The organism is Variovorax sp. Soil_C_17 (genome assembly GCF_057657265.1).
This window is the reverse complement of record NZ_JBDGIT010000001.1, coordinates 1,361,043-1,384,593: the sequence shown is the minus strand read 5'-3', so window position 1 is coordinate 1,384,593 and position 23,551 is coordinate 1,361,043. Positions and strand designations below refer to the sequence as shown.

At 65.3% G+C, this 23,551-nt stretch carries 32 protein-coding genes and 1 tRNA gene; 9 read left to right on the top strand and 24 right to left on the bottom strand.

Annotated elements, in window-relative coordinates; all coding sequences use genetic code 11:
- The first annotated feature begins 73 nt into the window (after positions 1 to 73).
- Both AC3A6Y_RS06725 and AC3A6Y_RS06720 read left to right on the top strand, forming a co-directional pair.
- Positions 74 to 1,012: a LysR family transcriptional regulator gene (locus tag AC3A6Y_RS06725; protein ID WP_487867416.1), complete on the top strand. Its 939-nt coding sequence runs from the start codon at positions 74 to 76 to the stop codon at positions 1,010 to 1,012.
- A 76-nt stretch (positions 1,013 to 1,088) separates the two neighbouring features.
- Positions 1,089 to 2,105, top strand: coding sequence for a Bug family tripartite tricarboxylate transporter substrate binding protein (locus AC3A6Y_RS06720; protein WP_487867415.1), 1,017 nt, complete (start codon positions 1,089 to 1,091; stop codon positions 2,103 to 2,105).
- A 28-nt stretch (positions 2,106 to 2,133) separates the two neighbouring features.
- On the opposite strand, the gene AC3A6Y_RS06715 is transcribed toward AC3A6Y_RS06720, so the two are convergent.
- Both AC3A6Y_RS06715 and AC3A6Y_RS06710 read right to left on the bottom strand, forming a co-directional pair.
- On the bottom strand, positions 2,134 to 2,457 hold the full coding sequence (locus AC3A6Y_RS06715; RefSeq protein ID WP_487867414.1) for a DUF1840 domain-containing protein: 324 nt from the start codon (positions 2,455 to 2,457) through the stop codon (positions 2,134 to 2,136).
- Positions 2,458 to 2,472: 15 nt separating this feature from the next.
- On the bottom strand, positions 2,473 to 3,735 hold the full coding sequence (locus AC3A6Y_RS06710) for a class I SAM-dependent methyltransferase (RefSeq protein ID WP_487867413.1): 1,263 nt from the start codon (positions 3,733 to 3,735) through the stop codon (positions 2,473 to 2,475).
- Positions 3,736 to 3,859: 124 nt separating this feature from the next.
- Between AC3A6Y_RS06710 and AC3A6Y_RS06705 the strand changes: the two genes are divergently transcribed.
- From AC3A6Y_RS06705 to AC3A6Y_RS06680, 6 genes are read left to right on the top strand one after another with little or no spacing between them, the layout of a single operon-like run.
- Entirely contained in the window at positions 3,860 to 6,289 is a 2,430-nt protein-coding gene (locus tag AC3A6Y_RS06705) for a bifunctional salicylyl-CoA 5-hydroxylase/oxidoreductase (protein WP_487867412.1), read from the top strand.
- 1 nt (position 6,290) lies between these two features.
- Positions 6,291 to 6,767, top strand: a complete 477-nt coding sequence (locus AC3A6Y_RS06700) for a MarR family winged helix-turn-helix transcriptional regulator (RefSeq protein ID WP_487867411.1) — start codon at positions 6,291 to 6,293, stop codon at positions 6,765 to 6,767.
- Entirely contained in the window at positions 6,764 to 7,618 is an 855-nt protein-coding gene (locus AC3A6Y_RS06695) for an enoyl-CoA hydratase family protein (protein WP_487867410.1), read from the top strand. Before AC3A6Y_RS06700 ends, AC3A6Y_RS06695 begins: the two co-directional genes overlap by 4 nt.
- A 4-nt stretch (positions 7,619 to 7,622) precedes the next feature.
- On the top strand, positions 7,623 to 8,819 hold the full coding sequence (locus tag AC3A6Y_RS06690) for an acyl-CoA dehydrogenase family protein (RefSeq protein ID WP_487867409.1): 1,197 nt from the start codon (positions 7,623 to 7,625) through the stop codon (positions 8,817 to 8,819).
- A complete protein-coding gene (locus AC3A6Y_RS06685) occupies positions 8,816 to 10,432 on the top strand; it encodes an AMP-binding protein (RefSeq protein WP_487867408.1) in 1,617 nt (538 codons plus the stop codon). The genes AC3A6Y_RS06690 and AC3A6Y_RS06685 overlap by 4 nt, the downstream gene beginning before the upstream one ends.
- Positions 10,426 to 10,824 (top strand): RidA family protein, encoded by a 399-nt coding sequence (locus AC3A6Y_RS06680; protein ID WP_487867809.1) that lies wholly within the window; start codon positions 10,426 to 10,428, stop codon positions 10,822 to 10,824. The genes AC3A6Y_RS06685 and AC3A6Y_RS06680 overlap by 7 nt, the downstream gene beginning before the upstream one ends.
- A gap of 16 nt (positions 10,825 to 10,840) precedes the next feature.
- On the opposite strand, the gene AC3A6Y_RS06675 is transcribed toward AC3A6Y_RS06680, so the two are convergent.
- The 20 genes from AC3A6Y_RS06675 to rplN all read right to left on the bottom strand — a co-directional run bounded on the left by AC3A6Y_RS06675 (position 10,841) and on the right by rplN (position 20,609).
- Entirely contained in the window at positions 10,841 to 11,242 is a 402-nt protein-coding gene (locus AC3A6Y_RS06675; RefSeq protein WP_487867407.1) for a hypothetical protein, read from the bottom strand.
- Positions 11,243 to 11,551: 309 nt separating this feature from the next.
- Positions 11,552 to 11,628: transfer RNA gene (locus AC3A6Y_RS06670), tRNA-Met, on the bottom strand.
- Between the two features lie 18 nt (positions 11,629 to 11,646).
- A complete protein-coding gene (rplQ, locus tag AC3A6Y_RS06665) occupies positions 11,647 to 12,048 on the bottom strand; it encodes a 50S ribosomal protein L17 (protein ID WP_106556355.1) in 402 nt (133 codons plus the stop codon).
- 71 nt (positions 12,049 to 12,119) lie between these two features.
- On the bottom strand, positions 12,120 to 13,109 hold the full coding sequence (locus AC3A6Y_RS06660; RefSeq protein WP_309966792.1) for a DNA-directed RNA polymerase subunit alpha: 990 nt from the start codon (positions 13,107 to 13,109) through the stop codon (positions 12,120 to 12,122).
- A gap of 127 nt (positions 13,110 to 13,236) precedes the next feature.
- On the bottom strand, positions 13,237 to 13,860 hold the full coding sequence (gene rpsD / locus AC3A6Y_RS06655; RefSeq protein WP_106556356.1) for a 30S ribosomal protein S4: 624 nt from the start codon (positions 13,858 to 13,860) through the stop codon (positions 13,237 to 13,239).
- Positions 13,861 to 13,991: 131 nt separating this feature from the next.
- Positions 13,992 to 14,396, bottom strand: a complete 405-nt coding sequence (gene rpsK / locus AC3A6Y_RS06650) for a 30S ribosomal protein S11 (RefSeq protein ID WP_009124825.1) — start codon at positions 14,394 to 14,396, stop codon at positions 13,992 to 13,994.
- Positions 14,397 to 14,408: 12 nt separating this feature from the next.
- Positions 14,409 to 14,774: a 30S ribosomal protein S13 gene (gene rpsM, locus AC3A6Y_RS06645; protein ID WP_019653977.1), complete on the bottom strand. Its 366-nt coding sequence runs from the start codon at positions 14,772 to 14,774 to the stop codon at positions 14,409 to 14,411.
- Between the two features lie 23 nt (positions 14,775 to 14,797).
- Entirely contained in the window at positions 14,798 to 14,911 is a 114-nt protein-coding gene (gene rpmJ / locus AC3A6Y_RS06640; protein WP_038201958.1) for a 50S ribosomal protein L36, read from the bottom strand.
- A gap of 34 nt (positions 14,912 to 14,945) precedes the next feature.
- Positions 14,946 to 15,164: a translation initiation factor IF-1 gene (infA, locus tag AC3A6Y_RS06635; protein ID WP_086919801.1), complete on the bottom strand. Its 219-nt coding sequence runs from the start codon at positions 15,162 to 15,164 to the stop codon at positions 14,946 to 14,948.
- Between the two features lie 13 nt (positions 15,165 to 15,177).
- Positions 15,178 to 16,488: a preprotein translocase subunit SecY gene (gene secY / locus AC3A6Y_RS06630; RefSeq protein WP_068674567.1), complete on the bottom strand. Its 1,311-nt coding sequence runs from the start codon at positions 16,486 to 16,488 to the stop codon at positions 15,178 to 15,180.
- 22 nt (positions 16,489 to 16,510) lie between these two features.
- A complete protein-coding gene (gene rplO, locus AC3A6Y_RS06625) occupies positions 16,511 to 16,942 on the bottom strand; it encodes a 50S ribosomal protein L15 (RefSeq protein WP_487867406.1) in 432 nt (143 codons plus the stop codon).
- 11 nt (positions 16,943 to 16,953) lie between these two features.
- Entirely contained in the window at positions 16,954 to 17,139 is a 186-nt protein-coding gene (rpmD, locus tag AC3A6Y_RS06620; RefSeq protein WP_057593150.1) for a 50S ribosomal protein L30, read from the bottom strand.
- A 14-nt stretch (positions 17,140 to 17,153) separates the two neighbouring features.
- Entirely contained in the window at positions 17,154 to 17,672 is a 519-nt protein-coding gene (rpsE, locus tag AC3A6Y_RS06615) for a 30S ribosomal protein S5 (RefSeq protein ID WP_068674573.1), read from the bottom strand.
- A gap of 18 nt (positions 17,673 to 17,690) precedes the next feature.
- Positions 17,691 to 18,056, bottom strand: coding sequence for a 50S ribosomal protein L18 (gene rplR, locus AC3A6Y_RS06610; protein WP_487867405.1), 366 nt, complete (start codon positions 18,054 to 18,056; stop codon positions 17,691 to 17,693).
- Positions 18,057 to 18,070: 14 nt separating this feature from the next.
- Positions 18,071 to 18,604 carry a 50S ribosomal protein L6 gene (gene rplF, locus AC3A6Y_RS06605; protein WP_487867404.1) on the bottom strand — a complete coding sequence of 178 codons (534 nt, stop codon included), beginning with the start codon at positions 18,602 to 18,604 and terminating at the stop codon, positions 18,071 to 18,073.
- Positions 18,605 to 18,629: 25 nt separating this feature from the next.
- Complete coding sequence (rpsH, locus tag AC3A6Y_RS06600; RefSeq protein WP_068674576.1) at positions 18,630 to 19,025, bottom strand: 30S ribosomal protein S8; 396 nt, start codon at positions 19,023 to 19,025, stop codon at positions 18,630 to 18,632.
- A gap of 20 nt (positions 19,026 to 19,045) precedes the next feature.
- Positions 19,046 to 19,351, bottom strand: coding sequence for a 30S ribosomal protein S14 (rpsN, locus tag AC3A6Y_RS06595; protein ID WP_068674578.1), 306 nt, complete (start codon positions 19,349 to 19,351; stop codon positions 19,046 to 19,048).
- A gap of 8 nt (positions 19,352 to 19,359) precedes the next feature.
- Entirely contained in the window at positions 19,360 to 19,899 is a 540-nt protein-coding gene (rplE, locus tag AC3A6Y_RS06590; RefSeq protein ID WP_068674580.1) for a 50S ribosomal protein L5, read from the bottom strand.
- 11 nt (positions 19,900 to 19,910) lie between these two features.
- Positions 19,911 to 20,228 carry a 50S ribosomal protein L24 gene (gene rplX / locus AC3A6Y_RS06585; protein WP_431274268.1) on the bottom strand — a complete coding sequence of 106 codons (318 nt, stop codon included), beginning with the start codon at positions 20,226 to 20,228 and terminating at the stop codon, positions 19,911 to 19,913.
- A 12-nt stretch (positions 20,229 to 20,240) separates the two neighbouring features.
- Complete coding sequence (gene rplN, locus AC3A6Y_RS06580) at positions 20,241 to 20,609, bottom strand: 50S ribosomal protein L14 (protein WP_068674584.1); 369 nt, start codon at positions 20,607 to 20,609, stop codon at positions 20,241 to 20,243.
- A gap of 453 nt (positions 20,610 to 21,062) precedes the next feature.
- Here rplN and proC point away from each other — a divergent pair, with 453 nt between their 5' ends.
- A complete protein-coding gene (gene proC, locus AC3A6Y_RS06575; RefSeq protein WP_487867403.1) occupies positions 21,063 to 21,920 on the top strand; it encodes a pyrroline-5-carboxylate reductase in 858 nt (285 codons plus the stop codon).
- An 18-nt stretch (positions 21,921 to 21,938) separates the two neighbouring features.
- On the opposite strand, the gene ubiA is transcribed toward proC, so the two are convergent.
- Positions 21,939 to 22,820, bottom strand: a complete 882-nt coding sequence (ubiA, locus tag AC3A6Y_RS06570) for a 4-hydroxybenzoate octaprenyltransferase (RefSeq protein ID WP_487867402.1) — start codon at positions 22,818 to 22,820, stop codon at positions 21,939 to 21,941.
- A 67-nt stretch (positions 22,821 to 22,887) separates the two neighbouring features.
- The gene (locus AC3A6Y_RS06565) at positions 22,888 to 23,481 is read right to left on the bottom strand and encodes a Dps family protein (protein WP_487867401.1); all 594 of its coding nucleotides are present in this window, start codon (positions 23,479 to 23,481) and stop codon (positions 22,888 to 22,890) included.
- Positions 23,482 to 23,551: the final 70 nt, after the last annotated feature.

The following is a 23,551-nucleotide window of genomic DNA, read 5'->3' as shown; positions in this document are numbered from 1 at the left end:
TCCGCCTTCGATTGCGCTTGCGGTAGTCGCCGGCCAGCCCTATCAATTTCAACTTTGGGTTGAGAATCCGCCCATGCAGCCCCTGAGCCATCTCGAGTCCTTCGTCCGCAGCGCCGAGACGGGCAGCTTCTCCGCCGCAGCGCGGCAGCTGGGCCTGACACCGGCGGCGGTGAGCAAGAACGTCGCCCGCCTGGAAAAGAGCCTGGGCCTGCGCCTGTTCCAGCGCAGCACGCGCAAGCTTGCGCTGACCGAAGGCGGGGAACGGCTTCTGGGGCAGATCTCCGGCGCGCTGGGCACGCTGGCCAATGCCATGGCAGGGGCGGCCGGGACCGACGGCCAGCCGGCCGGCACGCTCAAGGTGAGCATGGGCCAGGCCTTCGGGCGGGAGTACCTGGTGCCGCTGCTGGGCGACTTCCTGGCGCGCTATCCGGCGGTGCTGCCGGACTGGCATTTCGACAACCGCCCGGTGGACCTGATCGGCCAGGGCTTCGATGCCGCGGTCGGCGGCGGCATTCCGCTCACGCCCGGCGTGGTGGCACGCGAGCTGGGTCGCATCCGGGTGGTCGCGGTGGCCGCGCCCCAGTACCTGGCCGTGCGGCCGGTGCCCGTGCATCCGGCGGACCTCGTGGGCTTCGACGGCATCCTCCGGCGCTCCTCCGCAACCGGGCGCGTGGGTGCCTGGAGCCTGCACAACGAGGCCGGCGAGGAAGTGGCTGTGGAGCCGAAGCCGCGCCTGGTCTTCGACGACCCCGAGGCGATGTGCCGCGCCGCCGCGATGGGGCTGGGCATTGCGTTGCTGCCGATGCCCTTCGCGCTGGCCTGGCTGCAGAACGGCGCGCTACGGCGGGTGCTGCCGGGCTGGTGGGCCGATGCGGGGCCGATCTCCATCTACTATCCGAGCCGCACCCTGTTGCCGGCGAAGACACGCGCCTTCGTCGATTTCGTCGTGGAACGCTTTCGCGAGCAGGGCTTCGCCGAACGCATGCAGGGCGCCTGCGTCGCGCCGGCATGAACACGGGGTTATTCCCTGCGGCGGATGTCATCCGCGGCATGTACAACACGGCGCCAAGCATTCACAGGATCACAACATGAGACATTCTTCTTCCGTTTCCCGCCGCGGCGCGCTCGCCGCGGCCGCCGCCGCCACTTTGCTGCTGGCCGCGGGTCCCGCGGGCGCGCAGGGCGCCTGGCCGAACAAGCCGGTGCGCATCGTCGTGCCCTTCGCGGCGGGCGGCACCACCGACATCCTGGCGCGCGCCGTGGCGCCGGAGCTCTCGAAGGCCTTCGGCCAGCAGTTCATCGTCGACAACCGCGCGGGCGCCGGCGGCAACGTGGGCGCCGAGATCGTCGCCAGGGCACCCAACGACGGCTACACGCTGCTGATGGGCACCGTGGGCACGCACGGCATCAACCGCGCGCTCTATCCCAAGCTGCCCTACGACCCGATCAAGGACTTCACGCCGATCACGCTGGTGGCCGCGGTGCCGAACGTGATGGAGATGAACGCCGACAAGGCGAAGGCGCTCAACATCAACAGCGTGGCGGACTTCATCAAGTACGCCAAGGCCAACCCGGGCAAGCTCAACATGGCATCGAGCGGCAGCGGCACCTCGATCCACCTGGCCGGCGAGCTCTTCAAGACGATGACGGGCAGCTTCATGACGCACATCCCCTACCGCGGCTCGGGCCCGGCGCTGCTCGACCTGGTGGGCGGCAATGCAGACGTGATGTTCGACAACCTGCCTTCGTCGATGCAGCAGATCAAGGGCGGCAAGCTCAAGGCCCTGGCCGTGACCAGCTCGCAGCGCTCGCCGGCCCTGCCCGACGTGCCGACGGTCGAGGAGGCCGGCGGCCCCGCGCTCAAGGGCTACGAGGCGAGCTCGTGGTTCGGCCTGCTGGCGCCGGCCGGCACCTCGCCGGAGATCGTCAACCGCATCCAGCAGGAAGTGGCCAAGTCGCTGGGAACGCCCGCCATCAAGGAGAAGTTGCAGGCCCAGGGAGCGATCCCGAGCGGGAACACGCCGGCCGAGTTCGCCAAGCTGATCGACAGCGAGCACATCAAGTGGGCGAAGGTGGTGAAGGCTTCGGGCGCGAAGGTGGACTAAGCCCGAGGCTGGCTCGCCTTGCGGCGAGCTAAACCTCCCAGGTCACGTCCTTGCCGTCGGCCAGTGACGCCTTGAGCATGTGCAGCAAGGGCACGGCGCGCTGGTGCAGCCCGATGTGCTGCTTCTCGGCCTCGTTGTCGTGGCCCTCGACGGCATAGTCGTCGTAGTTGTGGGTGTTGCGCCCCTCGCGCGCAATGGCGGACTCGAGCGCGGCGATGGCCGCCGGCATCTGCTCGCCCGTGATGACGCCCTTGGGCGCCGGCGCCTTGCCGATGATGTCGAACAACTGCCGCGCGTGCGTCTCGAGCATCACGAAGGGAGGGCTGGCGCGGGATTTGAATCGGTACAGCATGGGTAGTGCCTCGCTTTACTTGTAGATGTAGTCGCGGACAAAAGGGTACACCGACTGTGCCCCGCGCAGGGGCCGCTCTTTCACCTTGCCGTCGGGCTTGGTGGACAGCATCTGGTGCAGTGCGATCCAGCCCTGCTCGAAGCTCATCGCCGAGCCCGCCAGGTACAGGCGATAGGCGCGCAGGACACGTTCGGCCTTCTCCGCGCCGCCGGTGCGCACGAGGACCTCGCGCGCTTCGTCGAAGCGGGCCTCGAGCGCGTCGGACCAGTGCCACAGCGTGCGCGCGTAGTGCGGCCGCAGGTTTTCGGTGTCGACCATCTCGAGCCCGGCGGCGGCGGTCTCGCGCAGGATCCGGGTGACGTGCAGCAGCTCGCCGCCCGGGAAGATGTACTTCTCGATGAAGTCGCCCAGGCCGGCGCCCAGCTGCGCATAGTCGAGCTGGCCCGAGGTGATGCCGTGGTTCATGGCCAGGCCGCCGGGCTTGAGCAGGGCGTGGATCTTGCGGAAGTAGGTGCCCATGTTGGCGCTGCCCACGTGCTCGAACATGCCGACGGAAGCGATCTTGTCGAAGGGCTTGTCATCTTCGAGCAGGCGATAGTCGCGCAGCTCGACGCGCACGCGGCCCGAGAGGCCCTTGTCCTCGATCAGCCGCGTGACGTATGCGTGCTGGTTCTTCGACAGCGTGATGCCGGTCGCGTCCACGCCGTAATGCTCGGCCGCCCACAGCAGCAGCGCGCCCCAGCCCGAGCCGATGTCCAGGAAGCGGTCGCCGGGCTGCAGCATGAGCTTGCGGCAGATGTGGTCGAGCTTGGCCTCCTGGGCCTGGGCGAGCGTCATGCCGTCTTCACGGAAATAGGCGCACGAATAGACGCGGCGCGGGTCCAGCCAGAGCGCGTAGAAGTCGTCCGACACGTCGTAGTGGAACTCGATCTGCTCCGCGTCCTTCCCGAGCGAATGCGAGCCGCGCGAGCGCGCTTGCCGCTGCAGCTTGCTCCACCAGCCGTGGGTGATTTCCGCGGGATTGCGTGGGAGCAGTCCTACCGTCACGTCGACCAGGTCGCGCATGGCGCCCTGGATCTGGACCTTGCCCTCCACGTAGGCCTCGCCGATGGCGCCGAGTTGCCGCGCGCCGAGCTTGGCGAGCGCCGACCAGTCCGAGAAGGCCAGCGTGATGCGCGATCCGGGCCGGCTGACCTTGCGGCCGTCGGGCAACTGGAGGGTCAGGGGGACCGGCAGGTCGGAGAGCTGCGATTCGATCTTCGGCATCAGGCTTGGCATGGAGCTTGGCATCAGAGTCGGCATGGAGCCATTCTTGCCAGCACGCGCAGAGTCGTCAACCGACCCTCAGGGAAAGCCCTCCTCGGTGTTGACATCAAATTGTTTAGGTCTAAACTATTGATCCATGAATAGCTTCGCACCCAACCTCCAGCGCATCCTGTGTATCGGCGGCGGTCCTGCCGGTCTCTACTTCGCGCTCCTGATGAAAGCCAGGCAGCCGGGCCTCGAGGTCACGGTGGTCGAGCGCAACCGCCCCTTCGACACCTTCGGCTGGGGCGTGGTGCTGAGCGACCAGACGCTGGACAACCTCCGCGCCGCCGACCCGCCGACCGCGGCACTGATCGGCAACGAGTTCCACCACTGGGACGATATCCAGGTCTTCTTCAAGGGCCGCCAGGTGCGCTCGGGCGGCCACGGCTTCTGCGGCATCGGGCGCAAGCGCTTGCTCAACATCCTGCAGGAGCGCTGCCTGGCCTTGGGCGTCAAGCTGGTGTTCGAGACCGATGTGACGGACGACCAGGCACTGGCCGCCCAGTACAACGCCGACCTGGTGATCGCCAGCGACGGCCTCAACAGCCGCATCCGCCAGCGCTATGCCGAGGTCTTCGAGCCGGACGTCGACCTGCGCCGGTGCCGCTTCGTCTGGCTCGGCACGCACCAGACTTTCGACGCCTTCACCTTCGCCTTCGAAGAGACGGAGCATGGCTGGTTCCAGGCCCATGCCTACCAGTTCGACGACAAGACTTCGACTTTCATCGTCGAGACGCCCGAGGAAGTCTGGAAGGCGCACGGGCTGGACCAGATGGAGCAGCCCGAGGCGATCGCCTTCTGCGAGAAGATGTTCGGGAAGTACCTGGGCGGCCACGCGCTGATCAGCAACGCCACCCATCTGCGCGGCTCGGCCAACTGGATTCGCTTCCCGCGCGTGATCTGCAAGCGCTGGACGCACCGCATCGACGTGGGCGGCAAGAGCGTGCCGGTGGTGCTGATGGGCGACGCGGCGCACACCGCGCACTTCTCGATCGGCTCGGGCACCAAGCTCGCGCTCGAGGACGCGATCGACCTGTGCAACGAGTTCTCGGGCGGGGGTAACGTCGATGCCGTGCTCGAGGCCTACGAGGCGCGGCGCAGCGTCGAGGTGCTGAAGATCCAGAACGCGGCGCGCAACTCGACCGAGTGGTTCGAGAACGTCAAGCGGTACACGGCCATGGAGGTCGAGCAGTTCGCCTATTCGCTGCTGACGCGTTCGCAGCGCATCAGCCACGAGAACCTGCGGCTGCGCGACACGCAGTGGCTGGGCGGCTACGAGCAGTGGCTGTCCGGCAGATTTTCCTCCGCCTCCGAGGGGCAGGGCCAGGCAGGGAGCGGACCCATCGTGGCCGAAGACAGCGCCGCCAGGCGGCTGCCCATGCTGATGCCGCTGAAGGTGCGCGGCCTCACGCTCAAGAACCGCATCATGGTCTCGCCGATGGCGACCTACAGCGCAGTGGACGGGGTGCCGCAGGACTTCCTGCTCGTGCACCTCGGCGCACGCGCGCTCGGCGGCGCGGCGATCGTCTTCGTGGAGATGACCAGCCCCACGCCCGAAGGCCGCATCACCCCCGGCTGCACCGGCCTCTACAACGATGCGCAGTCGGCCGCCTTCAAGCGCATCGTCGACTTCGTGCATGCGCAAAGCACCGCCAAAATCGGCATGCAGCTGGGCCACAGTGGCCCGAAGGGCTCGACCCAGCTGGGCTGGGAAGAGATGGACGAGCCGCTGCCGCAAGGCAACTGGCCGCTGCTGGCCGCAAGCGCGCTGGCCTACGGCGAGCAGAACCAGCTGCCGGCCGCGATGACGCACGAGCAGATGGAGACGCTGCGCGACCAGTTCGTGGCTTCGACGCGGCGCGCGGCGGAGGCCGGCTTCGACTGGCTCGAGCTCCACTGCGCGCACGGCTACCTGCTGGCGTCCTTCATCAGCCCGTTGACCAATCTGCGCACCGACGAGTACGGCGGCAGCCTCGAGAACCGCTGCCGCTACCCGCTCGAGGTGTTCCGAGCCATGCGCGCGGCCTGGCCGGCGGACAAGCCGATGAGCGTGCGCATCTCGGCGCACGACTGGGCGCCCGGCGGCAACACCGATGCCGATGCGGTGGTGGTGGCGCGCCTGTTCAAGGAGGCCGGCTGCGACTTCATCGACGTCTCCTCGGGCCAGACCACCCGCGCTGCCAAGCCGGTGTACGGGCGCATGTACCAGACGCCTTTTGCCGACCGCATTCGCAACGAGGTGGGCATCTCGACCATCGCGGTGGGCGCCATCACCGATGCCGACCAGGCCAACAGCATCATCGCCGCGGGCCGCGCCGATCTGTGCGCGATTGCGCGCCCGCACCTGGCCGACCCGGCCTGGACCCTGCACGAAACGGCCAAGCTGCAGGCCCGCGAAATCGATTGGCCCAAGCAGTACCTGAGCGGCCGCGACCAGTTGTACCGCGAGCTTGCCAAGCAGCAGCAGCTCGCCGCCGCAATGGCCACGAGCGCCGCGCCGCGCAATTCCGAAGAGGAGCAATAACATGGACCTCGAAGCACGCGGCCACAGCGAGCACCCGGAGGAATTGCGGCTCTGGCTGCGCCTCCTGACCTGCACCCAGCTGATCGAGAAGCAGGTGCGCAACGAGCTGCGCGAGCAGTTCGGCACCACCCTGCCCCGCTTCGACCTGATGTCGCAGCTGGAGCGCGCGCCGGACGGGCTGAAGATGAACGAGCTGTCACGCCGCATGATGGTCACCGGCGGGAACGTCACCGGCATCACCGACCAGCTGGTCACCGAGGGGTTGGTCGAGCGCGTCGACGTCGAGGGCGACCGCCGCGCCTGGCGCGTGCGGCTCACGGCGCGCGGGCGACGGCTCTTCAACGACATGGCGCAGCAGCACGAGGCATGGATCGTCGACGCCTTCGCGGCGCTCAATGCCAAGGAGATCGCGCAGCTGCACAAGCTGCTCGGCAAGGTCAAGCAGCATTCCCATCAGCAACTGGCGGAGGCCCTATGAAGCACTACATCGGCGCAGGCAATCCCATGCATGCGCAATTCGAACCGCAATCCGCCTACCGGGCCGAGCACTTCAGCTGGGCCTTCGAGGCCGGCGTCGGCACGATTACCCTGAACCGGCCGGAGCGCAAGAACCCGCTGACCTTCGACTCCTATGCCGAACTTCGCGACCTGTTTCGCGCGCTGAACTTCGCGACCGACGTCAAGGCGATCGTGGTGACCGGCGCGGGCGGCAACTTCTGCTCGGGCGGCGATGTGCACGAGATCATCGGCCCGCTGACGAAGATGCGGATGCCGGAGTTGCTGGAGTTCACCCGCATGACGGGCGACCTGGTGAAGGCGATGCGCCACTGCCCGCAGCCCATCGTGGGCGCGATCGACGGCGTGTGCGCAGGTGCCGGGGCGATGATCGCGCTGGCCTGCGACCTGCGCTACGGCACGCCGGCCACGAATACTGCCTTCCTGTTTACGCGCGTCGGACTGGCCGGTGCCGACATGGGGGCTTGTGCGCTGTTGCCGCGTGTCATCGGCCAGGGCCGCGCCTCGGAGCTGCTGTTCACCGGGCGCGCCATGACGGCCCAGGAGGGCGAGGCCTGGGGCTTCTTCAATGCCTTGCACGAAAGCGATGCACTCCTGCCGGCCGCCGCCGCCATGGCGCGCAAGCTGGCCGAAGGCCCGAGCTTCGCGCACGGCATGACCAAGACCATGCTCTCGCAGGAATGGGCCATGACCATCGACCAGGCGATCGAGGCCGAAGCCCAGGCGCAGGCGATCTGCATGCAGACCGAGGACTTCAAGCGCGCCTTCGAGGCCTTCGCGGCCAAGCGCAAGCCGGTGTTCGGCGGGGACTGACACGATGGCTGCATCCGCAACTCCCCCCTCGACGGCGCATCTGGCGCTTCCCTTCTTCGACGACGCGCACCGCGCGCTGGCGCGCGATCTGCTGCCCTGGGCGGCGGCGCAATCGGTGGACGAGCGAGACGATCGCGCCGCCTGCCGCGACTGGGTGAAACGACTCGGCCAGGGCGGCTGGCTGCGCTATTGCGTGCCGGCGGCCTCGGGCGGCGCGCTGGAGCGCCTCGACTCGCGCGCGCTGGTGCTGCTGCGCGAAACCTTGGCCTTCCATTCGCCGCTGGCCGATTTCGCCTTTGCGATGCAGGGCCTGGGTAGCGGCGCGATCACGCTCGCAGGCAGCGCCGCGCAGCAGCGCGACTACCTGGGCGCCGTGGCGCGCGGCGACAAGATCGCGGCCTTCGCGCTGAGCGAGCCGGAGGCCGGTTCGGACGTCGGTGCGATGGCGATGCAGGCCGTTGCGACCCCGCAGGGCTGGCGCCTCGATGGCGAGAAGACCTGGATCAGCAACGGCGGCATCGCCGACTTCTATTGCCTGTTCGCCAAGACCGACCCGGCAGCCGGATCGCGCGGCATCAGCGCCTTCGTCGTCGATGCGAACACACCGGGACTCGATACCTCCGCGCATATCGAAGTGATGGCGCCGCATCCGCTCGCCTCACTGCGCTTCGAAGATTGCACGGTATCGCGCGAAGCCCAGCTCGGGGAGGTGAACGGCGGCTTCAAGCTCGCGATGCGCACGCTGGACATCTTCCGCGCCTCGGTCGCCGGCGCCGCGCTCGGCATGGCGCGACGCGCCCTGGCGGAAGCCGTGCGCCATGCGAGCAGCCGCCGCATGTTCGGGCAGACCCTGGCCGATTTTCAGCTCACGCAGGCCAAGCTGGGCGAGATGGCCGCGCTGATCGACAGCGCGGCGCTCCTCACCTACCGCGCCGCCTGGATGCGCGATGACGGCGAAAGCCGCGGCACGCCGCCGGCCGGCGACATCACGGCCGCCGCCGCGATGGCCAAGATGTGCGCCACCGAGAACGCGAGCCGCGTGATCGACATGGCGCTTCAGATGCACGGCGGCCTGGGCGTGAAGGTGGGCACCAAGGTCGAAAGCCTGTACCGCGACATCCGCTCGCTGCGCATCTACGAGGGTGCGACGGAAGTGCAGCAGCTGATCATCGGCAAGTCGGTGCTGCGGAGCGTGTCATGAGCGCGCAAGTCGATCGATTCGTCCACGACCGGCTGCCGCCCGCCGAGCAGTTGCCGATGTTGCGCTATGACCTGCCCGAGTTGCAGTTGCCGGACCAGTTGAACCTGGTGGAGGAACTGCTGGACAAGGCCGCTTCCAGGCCGTGGGCCGTCAGGCCGATGCTGCGCTCGCCCGCGCGCACGCTGAGCTATGCCGAGGCCGCCACGGAAGTCAATCGCATCGCGCAGGTGCTGGTGGAGGACCTGGGCCTGGTGCCGGGCAATCGCGTGCTGCTGCGGGGCGGCAATTCGATCGCGATGGCGCTGGGATGGCTCGCGGTGGTGAAAGCAGGGCTGATCGCAGTCGCCACGATGCCGCTGCTGCGTGCCAAGGAGCTGGGCGACATCATCGAGAAGGCGCAGCCCGTGGTCGCGCTGTGCGACGGTCGGCTGCTCGATGAGCTTCGGAGTGCGCAGCAGGCCCACCCCGTGCTCAAGACCTTGATTGCCTTCAACCAGCCGGAGGCGCCCGACTCGCTGGAGGCGCGCGCAGCCGCCAAGAGCGGCGTGTTCAGGGCCTGCCCTACGGCCGCCGACGATATCGCCCTGCTGGCCTTCACTTCCGGCACCACCGGAAAGCCGAAAGCGCCGGTGAGCACCCACCGCGACGTGCTCGCGATGTGCCAGACCTGGCCGCGCCACGTGTTGCGCGCCCGCAGCGAGGACATCGTGCTCGGCTCGCCGCCGTTGGCCTTCACTTTCGGACTGGGCGGCCTGCTGATCTTCCCGATGTGGGCCGGCGCCTCGGTCTATTTCAACGATGGGCCCTACACGCCGGAAAGCATGGTCAAGACCATCCGCGATGTCGGCGCCACGATCTGCTACACCGCGCCCACCTTCTATCGGCAGATGGCGCCCTTTGCGAAGGCACTGGGCCTGCCCACGCTGCGCATCAGCGTGAGCGCCGGCGAAGCGCTTCCCGATGCGACGCGCCAGTTGTGGAAGGACGCCACCGGCATCGAAATGCTGGACGGCATCGGCGGGACCGAGGTGTTCCACATCTACATCTCGGCGGCCGGCGACGAAGTGCGGCGGGGAGCGGTCGGCAAGGTGGTCCCCGGCTTCACCGCCAAAGTGGTGGACGACGAGGGCAAGGAGGTGCCGCGCGGCACGGTCGGCAAGCTGGCGCTGGTCGGCCCGGTCGGCTGCCGCTATCTCGACGACCCGCGCCAGGCGGACTATGTGAAGAAGGGCTGGAACTACCCCGGCGATGCCTTCGTGCAGGACGAGGACGGCTACTTCTTCTACCAGTCGCGCGCTGACGACATGATCATCACGGCCGGCTACAACGTGGGCGGGCCGGAGGTCGAGGACGCGCTGCTCAAGCACCCCGCCGTCGCCGAGTGCGGCGTGATCGGCAAGCCGGACGAGGAGCGCGGGATGATCGTCAAGGCCTTCTGCGTGCTCAAGCCCGGTCATACCGGCGATGCGGCTCTGGTCAAGGCGCTGCAGGAGCACGTCAAGGCCACCATCGCACCCTTCAAGTACCCAAGGGAGATCGAGTTCGTCGCCGGCTTGCCGCGCACCGAAACCGGCAAGCTCCAACGATTCAAACTGAGGCAGATGACATCATGAACAAACTCTTGCAACCGCCCGGCTGGGCCCCTCCCAAAGGCTACGCAAACGGCGTCGCCGCGCGCGGCACGATGGTCTTCGTCGGCGGACAAGTCGGCTGGAATGGGCAACAGCAATTCGTCTCGGACGACTTCATCGAGCAGGCCGGCCAGGCGTTGCGCAACATCGCCGAGATCCTGCGCGAGGGCGGAGCCGGCCCCGAGCACATGGTGCGGATGACTTGGTATGTGACCGACCGCGACGAATACAACCGGCGCCTGAGCGAGCTCGGGCCGGTCTACCGGGATGCGATGGGACGCAACTTCCCTGCGATGACCTGCGTTGAGGTCGCCGCGCTGGTAGAGGAGCGCGCGAAGGTGGAAATCGAGGTCACGGCCGTCGTGCCGGACTGACCTGCGGCGGCGGCCGCTACAGGTAGGCGCCGTTCTCGGCGCCAGGGTCCGACAGGATGAGTGCCGCCCGGTAGGCGGCACGCCCGGCAACCTTCGTCTCCGCGGCCAGCTTCTTCCACAGCTGGTCGCGCTCGATCGGGGAGAGCACGTCCGGCTGGTCCACCAATGAATGCGCAATGGCCAGCAATGAAATGGCCGAAGTCAGGCAGAAACTGAGCGCAGACATCGTCGGCCTGCCGCGGTAATTGGCGTCCTCTCCGCGGCGAATCTGTTCCTGTTCATTCTCGTCCAGCGAAAGAAGGTCGGTCGTCGGGTGGAACGGGACGGCGGGCTGGTTTTCGAAAACGTGGTGAACGACCCGCTGGACGGCATCCATCGCGTTTTCAACCAGATCGCGTGAAATCGAAGGATCAGTCATGAAATTCTATTTATCCCAGCATTCATGGAATTTCCATTGCTGAGCATTTTGCTGCCCAAGTGTTACACATTGTATGGGCCCGAATCCATGACTTTTGTCACATCCGCTGGTCGTTTAAGGCCATGCGCCAAGGTGAAAGAGTAGTTTTTTCTTCGTAGAACACGAGGGCTGCCATTCGCGAAAACCGGCGCCGCGGCGGGTGGGGACACGAGGCGAATGCAGCTCGATTTGTGCGTGCTGCAAAAACAAAAACGCCCACTCGAAAGTGGGCGTTTTATTAATTGCGAACAACTCGAATTCGCAAAAGATTGGTTGCGCGAGCAAGATTTGAACTTGCGACCTTTGGGTTATGAGCCCAACGAGCTACCAGGCTGCTCCATCGCGCGGCAGACTAATATTATAGCTTATTCTTCGCCGGCCTGCTCGTCGGCAGGGGTATCGGCGATTTCAGGACGATCGACCAGTTCGACCAAGGCCATGGGCGCGTTGTCACCTACGCGGAAGCCCATCTTCAGGATGCGCGTGTAGCCACCTGGACGTGCCTGGTAGCGCGGCCCCAGCTCGCCGAACAGCTTGACCACGCTGTCGCGGTCACGCAGTCGGTTGAAGGCCAGGCGCTTGTTGGCGACCGTCGGATTCTTGGCCAGGGTGATCATCGGCTCGATGACGCGCCGCAGTTCCTTGGCCTTGGGGACCGTGGTCTTGATGACCTCATGCTCGATGAGCGAGTTCATCATGTTCTGCAGCATCGCCAAGCGGTGCGAGCTGGTGCGATTGAGTTTGCGGAGTCCGTGTCCGTGACGCATGGTGAGTTCCTTTCCTTATCAATGCGCACAGCCGTATCAGGTACTGTGCGTTCACCGTTTGCTAGAAGAGCTTAGCGCTTGTCCAAGCCGGCCGGCGGCCAGCTTTCGAGCTTCATGCCCAAGGTCAGGCCGCGGGAGGCGAGCACTTCCTTGATTTCGTTGAGCGACTTGCGCCCCAGGTTCGGGGTCTTCAGCAGCTCGTTCTCGGTGCGCTGGATCAGGTCACCGATGTAGTAGATGTTCTCGGCCTTGAGGCAGTTGGCCGAGCGGACCGTGAGCTCGAGCTCGTCGACCGGGCGCAGCAGGATCGGATCGAACTGCTGGGCGCTGCGCGGGGCGGGCTGGTCGAAGGCGGCGAGCTCGCCACCCTCCAGCTGCGCGAACACGGCGAGCTGTTCGACCAGGATCTTGGCCGAAGCACGGACCGCGTCCTCCGCGGTGATGGCGCCGTTGGTCTCGATTTCGACCAGCAGCTTGTCCAGGTCGGTGCGCTGCTCGACGCGGGCGCTCTCGACGGTGTAGCTCACACGCTTGACTGGCGAGAAGGAGGCGTCGAGCACGATGCGGCCGATCGACTTGGTCGGCTCATCCGCATAACGGCGCATGGTGCCTGGCACGTAGCCGCGGCCCTTCTCGACCTTGATCTGCATGTCGAGCTTGCCGCCTTGCGACAGGTGTGCGATCACGTGGTCGGGATTGATGATCTCGACGTCATGCGGCGTCTGGATGTCCGACGCGGTGACGGCACCTTCGCCGTCCTTGCGCAGGCTCAGCGTGACTTCATCGCGGTTGTGGAGCTTGAACACCACGCCCTTGAGGTTCAGCAGGATGTTGACGACGTCTTCCTGCACACCATCGATGGACGAGTACTCGTGCAGCACGCCGGCGATCGTCACTTCGGTGGCGGAGTAACCCACCATCGAGGACAGCAGCACGCGACGCAGCGCGTTGCCGAGCGTGTGGCCGTAGCCTCGCTCGAAAGGCTCGAGCGTGACCTTGGCCTTGTTGGGGGCCAGTTGCTCGACCTGAATGGTCTTGGGTTTCAACAGGGTGGTTTGCATGCAGACTTCCTCTCAATACCCCCGGCTCGTTACACCGGTAAGGCTGGTGAAGTGCCCGGCCGCGATGCCGCGGCAGGGAACAAGAATCAAAAGTTCGGGCCGCCGGCAGGCGGCACCTTGTCGCCTGTTACCTCGAATACAGTTCGACGATCAGCGATTCGTTGATGTCGGCACCGAACTCGTCGCGATCGGGCACCTTCTTGAAGGTGCCTTCGGCCTTGTCGGCATTCACTTCGACCCAGGCAGGGATGCCGACTTGTTGGGCCAGTTGCAGAGCCTCGGCAATGCGGTTCTGCTTCTTAGACTTGTCGCGCACCGCGATCACGTCGCCGGTCTTGACGAGGTACGACGGGATGTTGACCGACTGGCCGTTCACCGTGATCGCCTTGTGCGAAACCAGCTGGCGCGCTTCGGCGCGCGTGGAGCCGAAGCCCATGCGATAGACCACGTTGTCCAGGCGCGACTCGAGCAGGAACAGCAGGTTGGCGCCAGTGTTGCCACGGCGGCGATCAGCTTCCTCGAAGTAGCGGCGGAACTGCTTCTCGAGCACGCCGTACATGCGCTTGACCTTCTGCTTCTCGCGCAGTTGCAGACCGAAGTCGGAAGTGCGCTGGCCCGAGGTGCGGCCATGCTGGCCGGGCTTGGAGTCGAACTTGGCCTTGTCCTGAATCGAGCGGCGGGCGCTCTTGAGGAACAGGTCGGTGCCTTCGCGGCGGGAGAGTTTGGCCTTGGGGCCGAGATAGCGTGCCACTTGATCTTCCTTTGTGTCATCTACCGCAGGGTACTGCGGGAGCCATCAGCGGCGTGCCGATAGCGGTGGGCTTGTTGAAAAAGCAAAACGCGCAGCCGGCCCGGAAGCTGGCTGCGCCAAAGGCCTTCGCCTCAGATGCGACGGCGCTTCTGCGGGCGGCAGCCGTTGTGCGGAACCGGCGTCACATCGGCGATCGAGTTGATGCGGATGCCGAGCGCGGCCAGGGCGCGCACCGACGACTCGCGACCTGGGCCCGGGCCCTTGATCTCGACGTCGAGGTTCTTGATGCCTTGTTCCACCGCAGCGCGGCCGGCGACTTCGGAAGCGACCTGTGCAGCGAAGGGCGTCGACTTGCGCGAGCCCTTGAAACCCTGGCCACCCGACGACGCCCACGACAGGGCGTTGCCCTGGCGATCGGTGATCGTGATGATCGTGTTATTGAACGAGGCATGCACGTGCGCAATGCCGTCCGCCACGTTCTTGCGGACCTTCTTGCGAACGCGCTGTGCGGCGTTGTTGGCAGGAGCTTTAGCCATGCTTGTCTATCCTTACTTCTTCAGGGACTGCGCGGCCTTGCGCGGACCCTTGCGGGTACGGGCGTTGGTGCGCGTGCGCTGGCCGCGCATGGGCAGCCCGCGACGGTGACGGAAGCCGCGGTAGCAACCAATGTCCATCAAGCGCTTGATGTTCATCGTCGTCTCGCGGCGCAGGTCGCCTTCGATGGTGAAGAGCGCGATCTGGTCGCGGATCTTCTCGAGATCGGCGTCGGTCAGATCCTTGATCTTCTTCGAGTATTCGATGCCGCTCGCTTCGCAGATCTTGCGGGCGCGGGTGCGACCGATGCCGAAGATGGCGGTCAGGCCGATCTCAGCGTGCTTGTGCGGCGGAATGTTGATGCCAGCAATACGTGCCATGTGCGTCCTCTTAAATCTCTAGCTCAACCCTGGCGCTGCTTGTGGCGCGGGTCGGTGCAGATCACGCGCACGACACCTTTGCGGCGGATGATCTTGCAATTGCGGCAAATGGTCTTGACCGAAGCCGAAACTCTCATTTCACTCTCCTAAAACTCTGTTCAACCCGGCGACTCACTTCGCCCTAAACACAATGCGCGCCCGGCTCAAGTCATAGGGCGTCAACTCGACGGTGACCTTGTCACCTGGAAGGATGCGGATGTAGTGCATCCGCATCTTTCCGGAAATATGTCCCAGCACGATGTGTCCGTTTTCCAGCTTGACCCGGAAGGTCGCATTCGGAAGGTTCTCCAGAACCTCGCCCTGCATCTGGATGACATCGTCCTTCGACATCTCACTTCGCCTGCTAGGAAGTCTTGAAATTGGCTTTCTTTAGCAGGGATTCGTACTGCTGCGACATCATGTAGTTCTGCACTTGGGCCATGAAGTCCATCGTGACCACCACGATGATCAGCAGAGAGGTGCCGCCGAAATAGAACGGCACGTTGTATTTCAGAATCAGGAACTCCGGCAGCAGGCAGACGAAGGTGATGTACACCGCGCCCGCCAGCGTCAGACGAACCAGGATCTTGTCGATGTAGCGCGCGGTCTGGTCACCCGGGCGGATACCCGGGATGAACGCGCCGCTCTTCTTCAGGTTGTCGGCGGTCTCGCGGCTGTTGAACACGAGGGCCGTGTAGAAGAAGCAGAAGAACACGATCGCAGCGGCGTAGAGCAGCACGTAGATCGGCTGGCCCGGTGTCAGCGCGCTCGCGATGTCCTTGATCCAGCGCATGCTGTCGCCCGTGCTGAACCAGCTCACGACTGTGGTCGGCAGAAGGATGATCGAGGACGCGAAGATCGGCGGGATCACGCCGGCCATGTTCAGCTTCAGCGGCAGGTGCGAGGACTGGCCGCCATAGACCTTGTTCCCAACCTGACGGCGCGCGTAGTTGACCAGGATCTTGCGCTGACCGCGCTCCACGAACACCACGAAGTAGGTGACCAGGATCACAACGGCGACGATGAACAGCGCAACGAGCACGTTCATGGCCCCGGTGCGAACCAGCTCCAGCAGGCCGCCGATTGCGCTCGGCAGGCCAGCCGCGATGCCGGCGAAGATCAGGATCGAGATGCCGTTGCCCAGACCGCGCTCGGTGATCTGCTCGCCGAGCCACATCAGGAACATGGAACCTGCCGTCAGGCTGACCATGGCCGTAAGGCGGAAGCCGAAGCCGGGCGAAATCACCAGGCCTGCGGAAGATTCCAGCGCCACCGCGATGCTGAAAGACTGGAATAGCGCCAGGCCCAGGGTCCCGTAGCGGGTGTACTGGGTGATCTTGCGCCGGCCTGCCTCGCCTTCCTTCTTCAGCTGCTCGAAGGTCGGCACCACGTAGGTCATCAATTGCATGATGATCGACGCAGAGATGTACGGCATGATCCCCAACGCGAACACGGTGAAGCGCGACAGCGCGCCCCCCGAGAACATGTTGAACAGGCTCAGGATGCCGCCTTGCTGGCCCTGGAACAGCTGCGCCAGTTGGTCCGGGTTGATGCCCGGCACCGGAATGTGCGCTCCGATGCGATAGACCACGAGGGCGAGCAGCAGGAAGACGAGTCGGCGACGCAGGTCGCCGAACTTGCCTGTCTTTGCGAGCGTCGCCGCGTTCGTTGCCACTATGACCTTCTTTCGCTTGCGATCAGGCCACGCTGCCGCCGGCCGCTTCGATCGCGGCCTTCGCGCCGGCCGTCGCGCCGATGCCCGTCAGCTTGACGGCCTTGGTCAGCTCGCCCGACTTGATGACCTTGACCACCTTGGCGATCTGGCCCACCAGGCCGGCTTGCTTGAGCGCGAGCAGGTCCACTTCGGCCAGCCCGAGCTTCTCGAGTGCAGCTAGGGTGACTTCGGCGTTGTACTTGAGCGACTGCGACTTGAAGCCACGCTTGGGCAGGCGGCGCTGCAGCGGCATCTGGCCGCCTTCGAAGCCGACCTTGTGGAAGCCACCTGCGCGGGACTTCTGACCCTTGTGACCGCGGCCGGCGGTCTTGCCCAGCCCGGAGCCGATGCCGCGGCCGACGCGGCGCTTGGCGTGCTTGGCGCCCGCTGCCGGCTTGATGCCATTGAGTTCCATATCCGTCTCTCTTACAGCACTTTGACCAGATAACTGATCTTGTTGATCATGCCGCGCACCGCGGGCGTATCCTGCAGCTCGCTCACGCTGTTGAGCTTGCGCAGGCCCAGGCCGCGCACGGTGTCGCGATGCGATTGCTTGGTGCCGATCGGGCTCTTGACCAGCTGCACCTTAAGCGTCTGTTGTTGCGTCGTCATGTCGATGCTCCCGTTCAGGCGAAGAGTTGCTCGACGGTCAGGCCGCGCTTCGCTGCGACTTCGGAAGCCGTCGTCGAGTTGCGCAGGCCGTCCAGCGTGGCACGGACCATGTTGTAGGGGTTCGACGAACCGTGGCTCTTGGCGACGATGTCGGTGATGCCCATCACTTCGAACACCGCGCGCATCGGGCCACCGGCGATGATGCCGGTACCCTTGGGCGCCGGGATCATGACCACCGAAGCAGCGCCCCAATGGCCCGTCACGCGATGGTGCAGTGTGCCGTTCTTGATCGAGATCTTCGCGAGATTGCGACGGGCTTCTTCCATCGCCTTCTGCACTGCGGCCGGCACTTCCTTGGACTTGCCCTTGCCCATGCCGACGCGGCCATCGCCGTCACCAACTACGGTAAGTGCTGCGAAACCGAGGATACGACCACCCTTCACCACCTTGGTGACGCGGTTGATCGCGATCATCTTCTCGCGCAGACCGTCTTCGGGGCCTTCGCTTTGCGTTCTTGCCTGAATCTTTGCCATGTTGAATCTCGTGTCCGGTTAGAACTGCAGGCCGGCTTCGCGGGCCGCATCGGCCAGCGCCTTGACGCGGCCGTGGTAGGCGAAGCCCGCGCGGTCGAAGGCAACCTTCTCGACACCGGCGGCCTTCGCCTTCTCGGCGATGCGCTTGCCGATGAGCGTGGCCGCGGCGGCGTTGCCACCCTTGCCGGAACCACCCAGCGAGGTGCGCACCTCGGCTTCCGCGGTCGAGGCGGAGGCGATCACCTTGGTACCGTCGTCGGAGATGACGGCGGCGTAGATGTGCAGGTTGGTGCGGTTCACCGTCAGGCGCGCCACGCCTTGCGTCGCAATGCGGATGCGGGTCTGGCGCGAGCGGCGAAGACGCTGTGCTTTCTTGGTCAACATCATTTTGCTGCCCCTTATTTCTTCTTGGTCTCTTTGATCACGATCTTCTCGTCCGCGTAGCGGATGCCCTTGCCCTTGTAGGGCTCGGGCGGACGAACAGCTCGGATCTCAGCGGCCAATTGGCCGACGCGCTGGCGGTCGGCACCCTTGATCACGATTTCTGTCGGGGTGGGCGTAGCCACCGTGATGCCTTCCGGCATCAGCTTGTCGACCGGGTGCGAGTAGCCGACCTGCAGGTTCAGCTTGGCGCCTTGCGCCTGGGCCTTGTAGCCCACGCCGATCAGGTTCAGCTTCTTCTCGAAGCCCTTGGTCACACCGACCACCATGTTGTTCACCAGCTGGCGCACCGTGCCGCTCATCGCGTTCGCGTCTCTGGACTCGTTGGCGGGCTCGAAGTTCAGCTTGCCGTCCTTGTTGACGATGTTCACCAGCGCATTCAGCGGCAGGCTGAGCGCGCCGCCCTTGCCCTTGATGCTGATCTGATCTTCCTTGATCGCGACATCCACGCCTTCGGGGATGGCGACCGGCATTTTTCCTACTCGGGACATTTCAGTGTTCTCCTCGATGTCTCGGTCAGGCGACGTAGCACAGCACTTCGCCGCCAACGCCGCTGGCGCGAGCCTTGCGGTCGGTCATCACGCCCTTGGGGGTCGTGACGATGGCGACGCCCAGGCCGTTCTGCACCTGCGGGATCGCAGCGCTGGCCTTGTAGACGCGCAGGCCGGGACGGCTCACGCGTTCGATGCGCTCGATGACCGGACGGCCAGCGTAATACTTCAGCGCAATTTCAAGCTCGCTCTTGCCGGCTTCGGTCTTGACCTGAAAACCGTCGATGTAGCCCTCGTCCTTCAGCACCTGTGCGATCGCGACCTTCACCTTGGAAGACGGGACCGACACCGTTGGCTTCGCCACCATCTGCGCGTTGCGGATACGCGTCAGCAGGTCGGCAATGGGATCACTCATGCTCATGTTCTTTGCTCCTGCCTGGCTTACCAGCTGGCCTTGGTGACACCGGGAATGTCGCCGTTGAAGGCCAGTTCACGGATCTTGGCGCGGGCCAGACCGAATTGGCGGAAGGTGCCGCGGGGACGACCGGTGATTTCGCAGCGGTTGCGCTGGCGCGTCGGGTTGGCATTGCGCGGGAGCTTCTGCAGGCCCAGGCGGGCAGCTGCGCGCTCTTCGTCGCTCTTCTTCGCGTCGTTGGCGATCGCCTTCAGTTCCGCGTGCTTGGCGGCGTACTTTGCGACCAGTTTTTCTCGCTTGAGCTCGCGCTCGATCAAAGCTACTTTAGCCACAGGTCACCTCAGTTCTTGAACGGGAAACGGAAGCCCGCGAGGAGCGCCTTGGCTTCTTCGTCGGTCTTGGCCGTGGTCGTGATGCTGATATTGAGGCCGCGCAGGGCGTCGACCTTGTCGTACTCGATCTCGGGAAAAATGATCTGCTCTTTCACGCCGATGTTGTAGTTGCCGCGGCCATCGAAGGCACGGCCGGAGATGCCACGGAAGTCGCGCACGCGCGGCAGCGCCACGGTTACGAAACGGTCCAGGAACTCATACATCTGCACGCCGCGAAGCGTGACCATGCAGCCGATCGGCTGGTTCTCGCGGATCTTGAAGCCGGCGATGGCCTTCTTCGACTTGGTCACGACAGGCTTCTGGCCGGCGATCTTGGTCAGATCGGCCACGGCGTTGTCGAGCACCTTCTTGTCAGCGACCGCTTCACCCACACCCATGTTGAGCGTGATCTTGGTCAGGCGCGGGACCTGCATGGGGGACTTGTAGCCGAACTTCTCGGTCAGGTCCTTCGCGATCTTTTCGCGGTAGTGTTGTTGGAGACGTGCCATGTGAGTACCCCTTAGGCGGCCTTGATTTCTTCGCCGCTGGACTTGAAGACGCGCACGCGCTTGCCGTCCGTGACCTTGATGCCCACGCGATCGGCCTTGCCGGTCGCGGCATTGAAGATCGCCACGTTGGATTGGTGAATCGGCATGGCCTTCTCGACGATGCCACCGGTCGTGCCCTTGAGCGGGTTCGGCTTGGTGTGCTTCTTGACCAGATTGATGCCTTCGACGACCACATGCGAGTCATCTTTGCGCAGCGACACCGTGCCGCGCTTGCCCTTGTCGCGCCCGGCCAGCACGATGACCTGGTCGCCCTTGCGAATCTTGTTCATGGCGAGTTGTCCTTAGAGAACTTCGGGTGCCAACGACACGATCTTCATGAACTTCTCGGTGCGCAGCTCGCGCGTGACCGGTCCGAAGATGCGGGTGCCGATGGGCTCCAGCTTGGCGTTGAGCAGAACGGCGGCGTTGCCGTCGAACTTGACGAGCGAGCCGTCGGCGCGACGGATGCCCTTGGCGGTACGGACCACCACTGCGCTGTAGATCTCGCCCTTCTTGACGCGACCACGCGGAGCGGCTTCCTTGATGCTGACCTTGATGACGTCGCCCACGCTGGCATAACGCCGCTTGGAGCCGCCGAGCACCTTGATACACAGGACGGATTTCGCGCCCGTGTTGTCGGCCACATCGAGCCGGGATTCAGTTTGGATCATTTCGTGTATTCCCAACTTGTACCGAACGCCGCCCCCGAAATGCCGGAAGCAGCTTGCGGTCAGTCTTGGGCCCGTCGTCCTCGCATCGAAACCACTTCGGTGCGTCTCCGTTGGGCAGAAGCTCTATCGCTATTTTTCGCCTTTGGAAAAGCGAAGCCCGCGATTGTTGCATAGGCGCCGCTTGGCTGTCAAACGCCCCTGTTGCGCCGCGCCCGGACTTCCGCGCCGTGGCTAGACTGGGCGCCATCGCGCGCCAGCCTGAATGTGCGCAAGGTGAGTACCTGCTTCTCGAAATTTATCGATGAGGACTAGTTATTGCGAAGTCGCCGGGGCTCGGGATTGGGCTCGTCCACAGTGGCCGCGCGGCAGCCATTTTGCGACAGTGGCAAGCGGCGACAATTTCAATCTGCTGCAGGCCCCGCAGCCCACAGCCTTGAATTCACTGGACAGATCATGAACATCGCCGTCACCTTCCTGCCCCGCCAGGAGCGGGCTCCCCTGCCGCCGATCGGCTTCATCGGCGGCGGCAACATGGCCAGTGCCATCATCGGCGGGCTCATCAAACGACAGGTACCGGCCGCCACTTTCGAGGTCGTCGAACCCCAGGCCGAGGCCCGCGAACGGCTGCGGCACGACTTCGGCATCATGGCGCAGGCCGAGGCCGGCGCAGCGCTCGAACGCTGCGGGGTGCTGGTCTGGGCCGTCAAACCGCAGAGTTTTGCGCAAGCCGCGCAGGCCGTCCGGGGGCTGCCAAAGAACGCGCTGCATCTCAGCGTCGCCGCCGGCATACCCTCCGACAGCATCGCGCGCTGGCTCGGCACCGAGCAGGTGGTACGCGCCATGCCGAACACGCCGGCGCTGGTCGGCAAGGGCATGACAGGCCTGTACGCGCGGCCGGCCGTCGATGCGCCAGGGCGCAAGCAGGTGGAGCAGGTGCTGGAGGCCACCGGCGAGCTGCTCTGGGTGGAGGCCGAGAGCGCGCTGGACGCGGTCACCGCGGTTTCCGGCTCGGGGCCCGCCTACGTCTTCTATTTCATCGAGGCCATGACTGAGGCCGGCATCGAGCTCGGTCTCACACCCGAGCAGGCGCACCGGCTGGCCGTCGGCACCTTCACCGGCGCCTCGATCCTGGCGAACGATGCAACCGAGCCGCCCGCCGTGCTCCGCGAACGCGTGACCTCCAAGGGGGGGACCACCCACGCCGCCATCACCTCGCTCGAGAACGCCGATGTCAAGGCGAAATTCAAGATCGCGATCCGCGCCGCCCACCAGCGCGCGGCGGAACTGGGCGAGGAGTTCGGCCGCGCCTGAGCCAGCGGCCCTGCGGATTCAGGCCAGCAGATAGCCGGCCGCGACTCCGGCAAACACGGTGAAGCCCAGCCAATGGTTGAGGCGGAAGGCCTTGAAGCAGCCCTCCCGCGTCCGCTCGCGGATCAGCCGCCAGTGCCACAGCGCCTGCACCGCCGCGAGGCCGATGCCGGCGTAGAAGACGGCACCCAACTGTCGGCTCGCGCCGGCGGCAGCCCACACGGCCAGGAAGATCGCATAGCTCGCCATGACCGCGGCCACATCGAAGCGGCCGAAGGTGATGGCCGAGGTCTTCATGCCGATCTTGAGGTCGTCGTCGCGATCGACCATGGCGTATTCGGTGTCGTAGGCCAGCACCCAGAACAGGTTGCCCGCCAGCAGCCACCAGGCGAAGGCCGGCACCGAGGACTGCACGGCCGCGAAAGCCATCGGAATGCCGAAGCTGAAGGCAATGCCCAGCACCGCCTGGGGGACCGAAACGAAGCGCTTGGCGAAGGGGTAGACCAGCGTGATGCCCAACGCCGCGAAGGACCATAGCACCGTCGCACGGTTGGTCGTGAGCACCAGCGCAAAGGCCGCCAGCGCGAGCACTGCCCCGACAACCAGTGCCTCTTTGACCGACGCGGCTCCGCTGGTAACGGGGCGCTGGGCAGTGCGCTTGACGTGCCGATCGAAATCGCGATCGGCCACGTCGTTGATGCAACAGCCGGCGCTGCGCATGAGGATGGTGCCGAGCACGAAGACCGTGACCAGGTGCCAGCCGGGGAAACCGCCGGCCGCGAACCACAGCGCAGCCAGCGAGGGCCACAGCAGCAGCAGCCAGCCGGCCGGCCGGTTCCATCGGATCAGGTCCAGGTAAAGCGAGAGGCGGCCGCGAGGAGCGAGGGCGGTGGAGGCGGACATGCCGCAATTTTGCGCCACCGCAAAGAGAAAGCCCGCCCGGACCGGGGCTCGTGCCGAGCGAAGCGGCTCAGTCCTCCAGCAGCGAGCGCAGCATCCAGGCCGTCTGGTCGTGCACCGTACAGCGTGCGGTCAGCATGTCGGCGGTCGGGTCGTCGCCGGCCTCCTCGGCAACCGGGATGAACTCGCGCGCGATGCGCGAGACGGTCTCGTGGCCCTTGACCAGGATGCGCACCATCTCCATCGCTTTGGGCGGGTCCCTGGGCACGTCGGGCACGGTTGCAATCTTGCTGAATTCGGCATACGAGCCCGGTGCATAGTGGCCCAGCGCACGGATGCGCTCGGCGATGACGTCGGTCGAGCCCCACAGCTCGGTGTACTGCGCCATGAACATCGCATGCAGCGAGTTGAAGTGCGGGCCCGTCACGTTCCAATGAAAGTTGTGGGTGGTGAGGTAGAGCGTGTAGGTGTCCGCCAGCACGCGGCTCAGACCTTCGGCGATGGCGGCGCGGTCCTCGCGGTCGATGCCGATGTTGATGATCGGCGCATTCCGGCTGCCCGACTCCTGGGCCACCCGTGCGTCGCCTTTCTTGGGCAACTTGCCGGCGGAAGCAACCGGTGCGTTGGCGACGGCGGACTTGAATTTCTTGTCGACTTTGGCCATGGCGAAAGTTCTTTCTTCGAGGTTGTTGAACTGGAGGAAACTTTAGGAGCCGAGGGCGTTCTTCGCAACA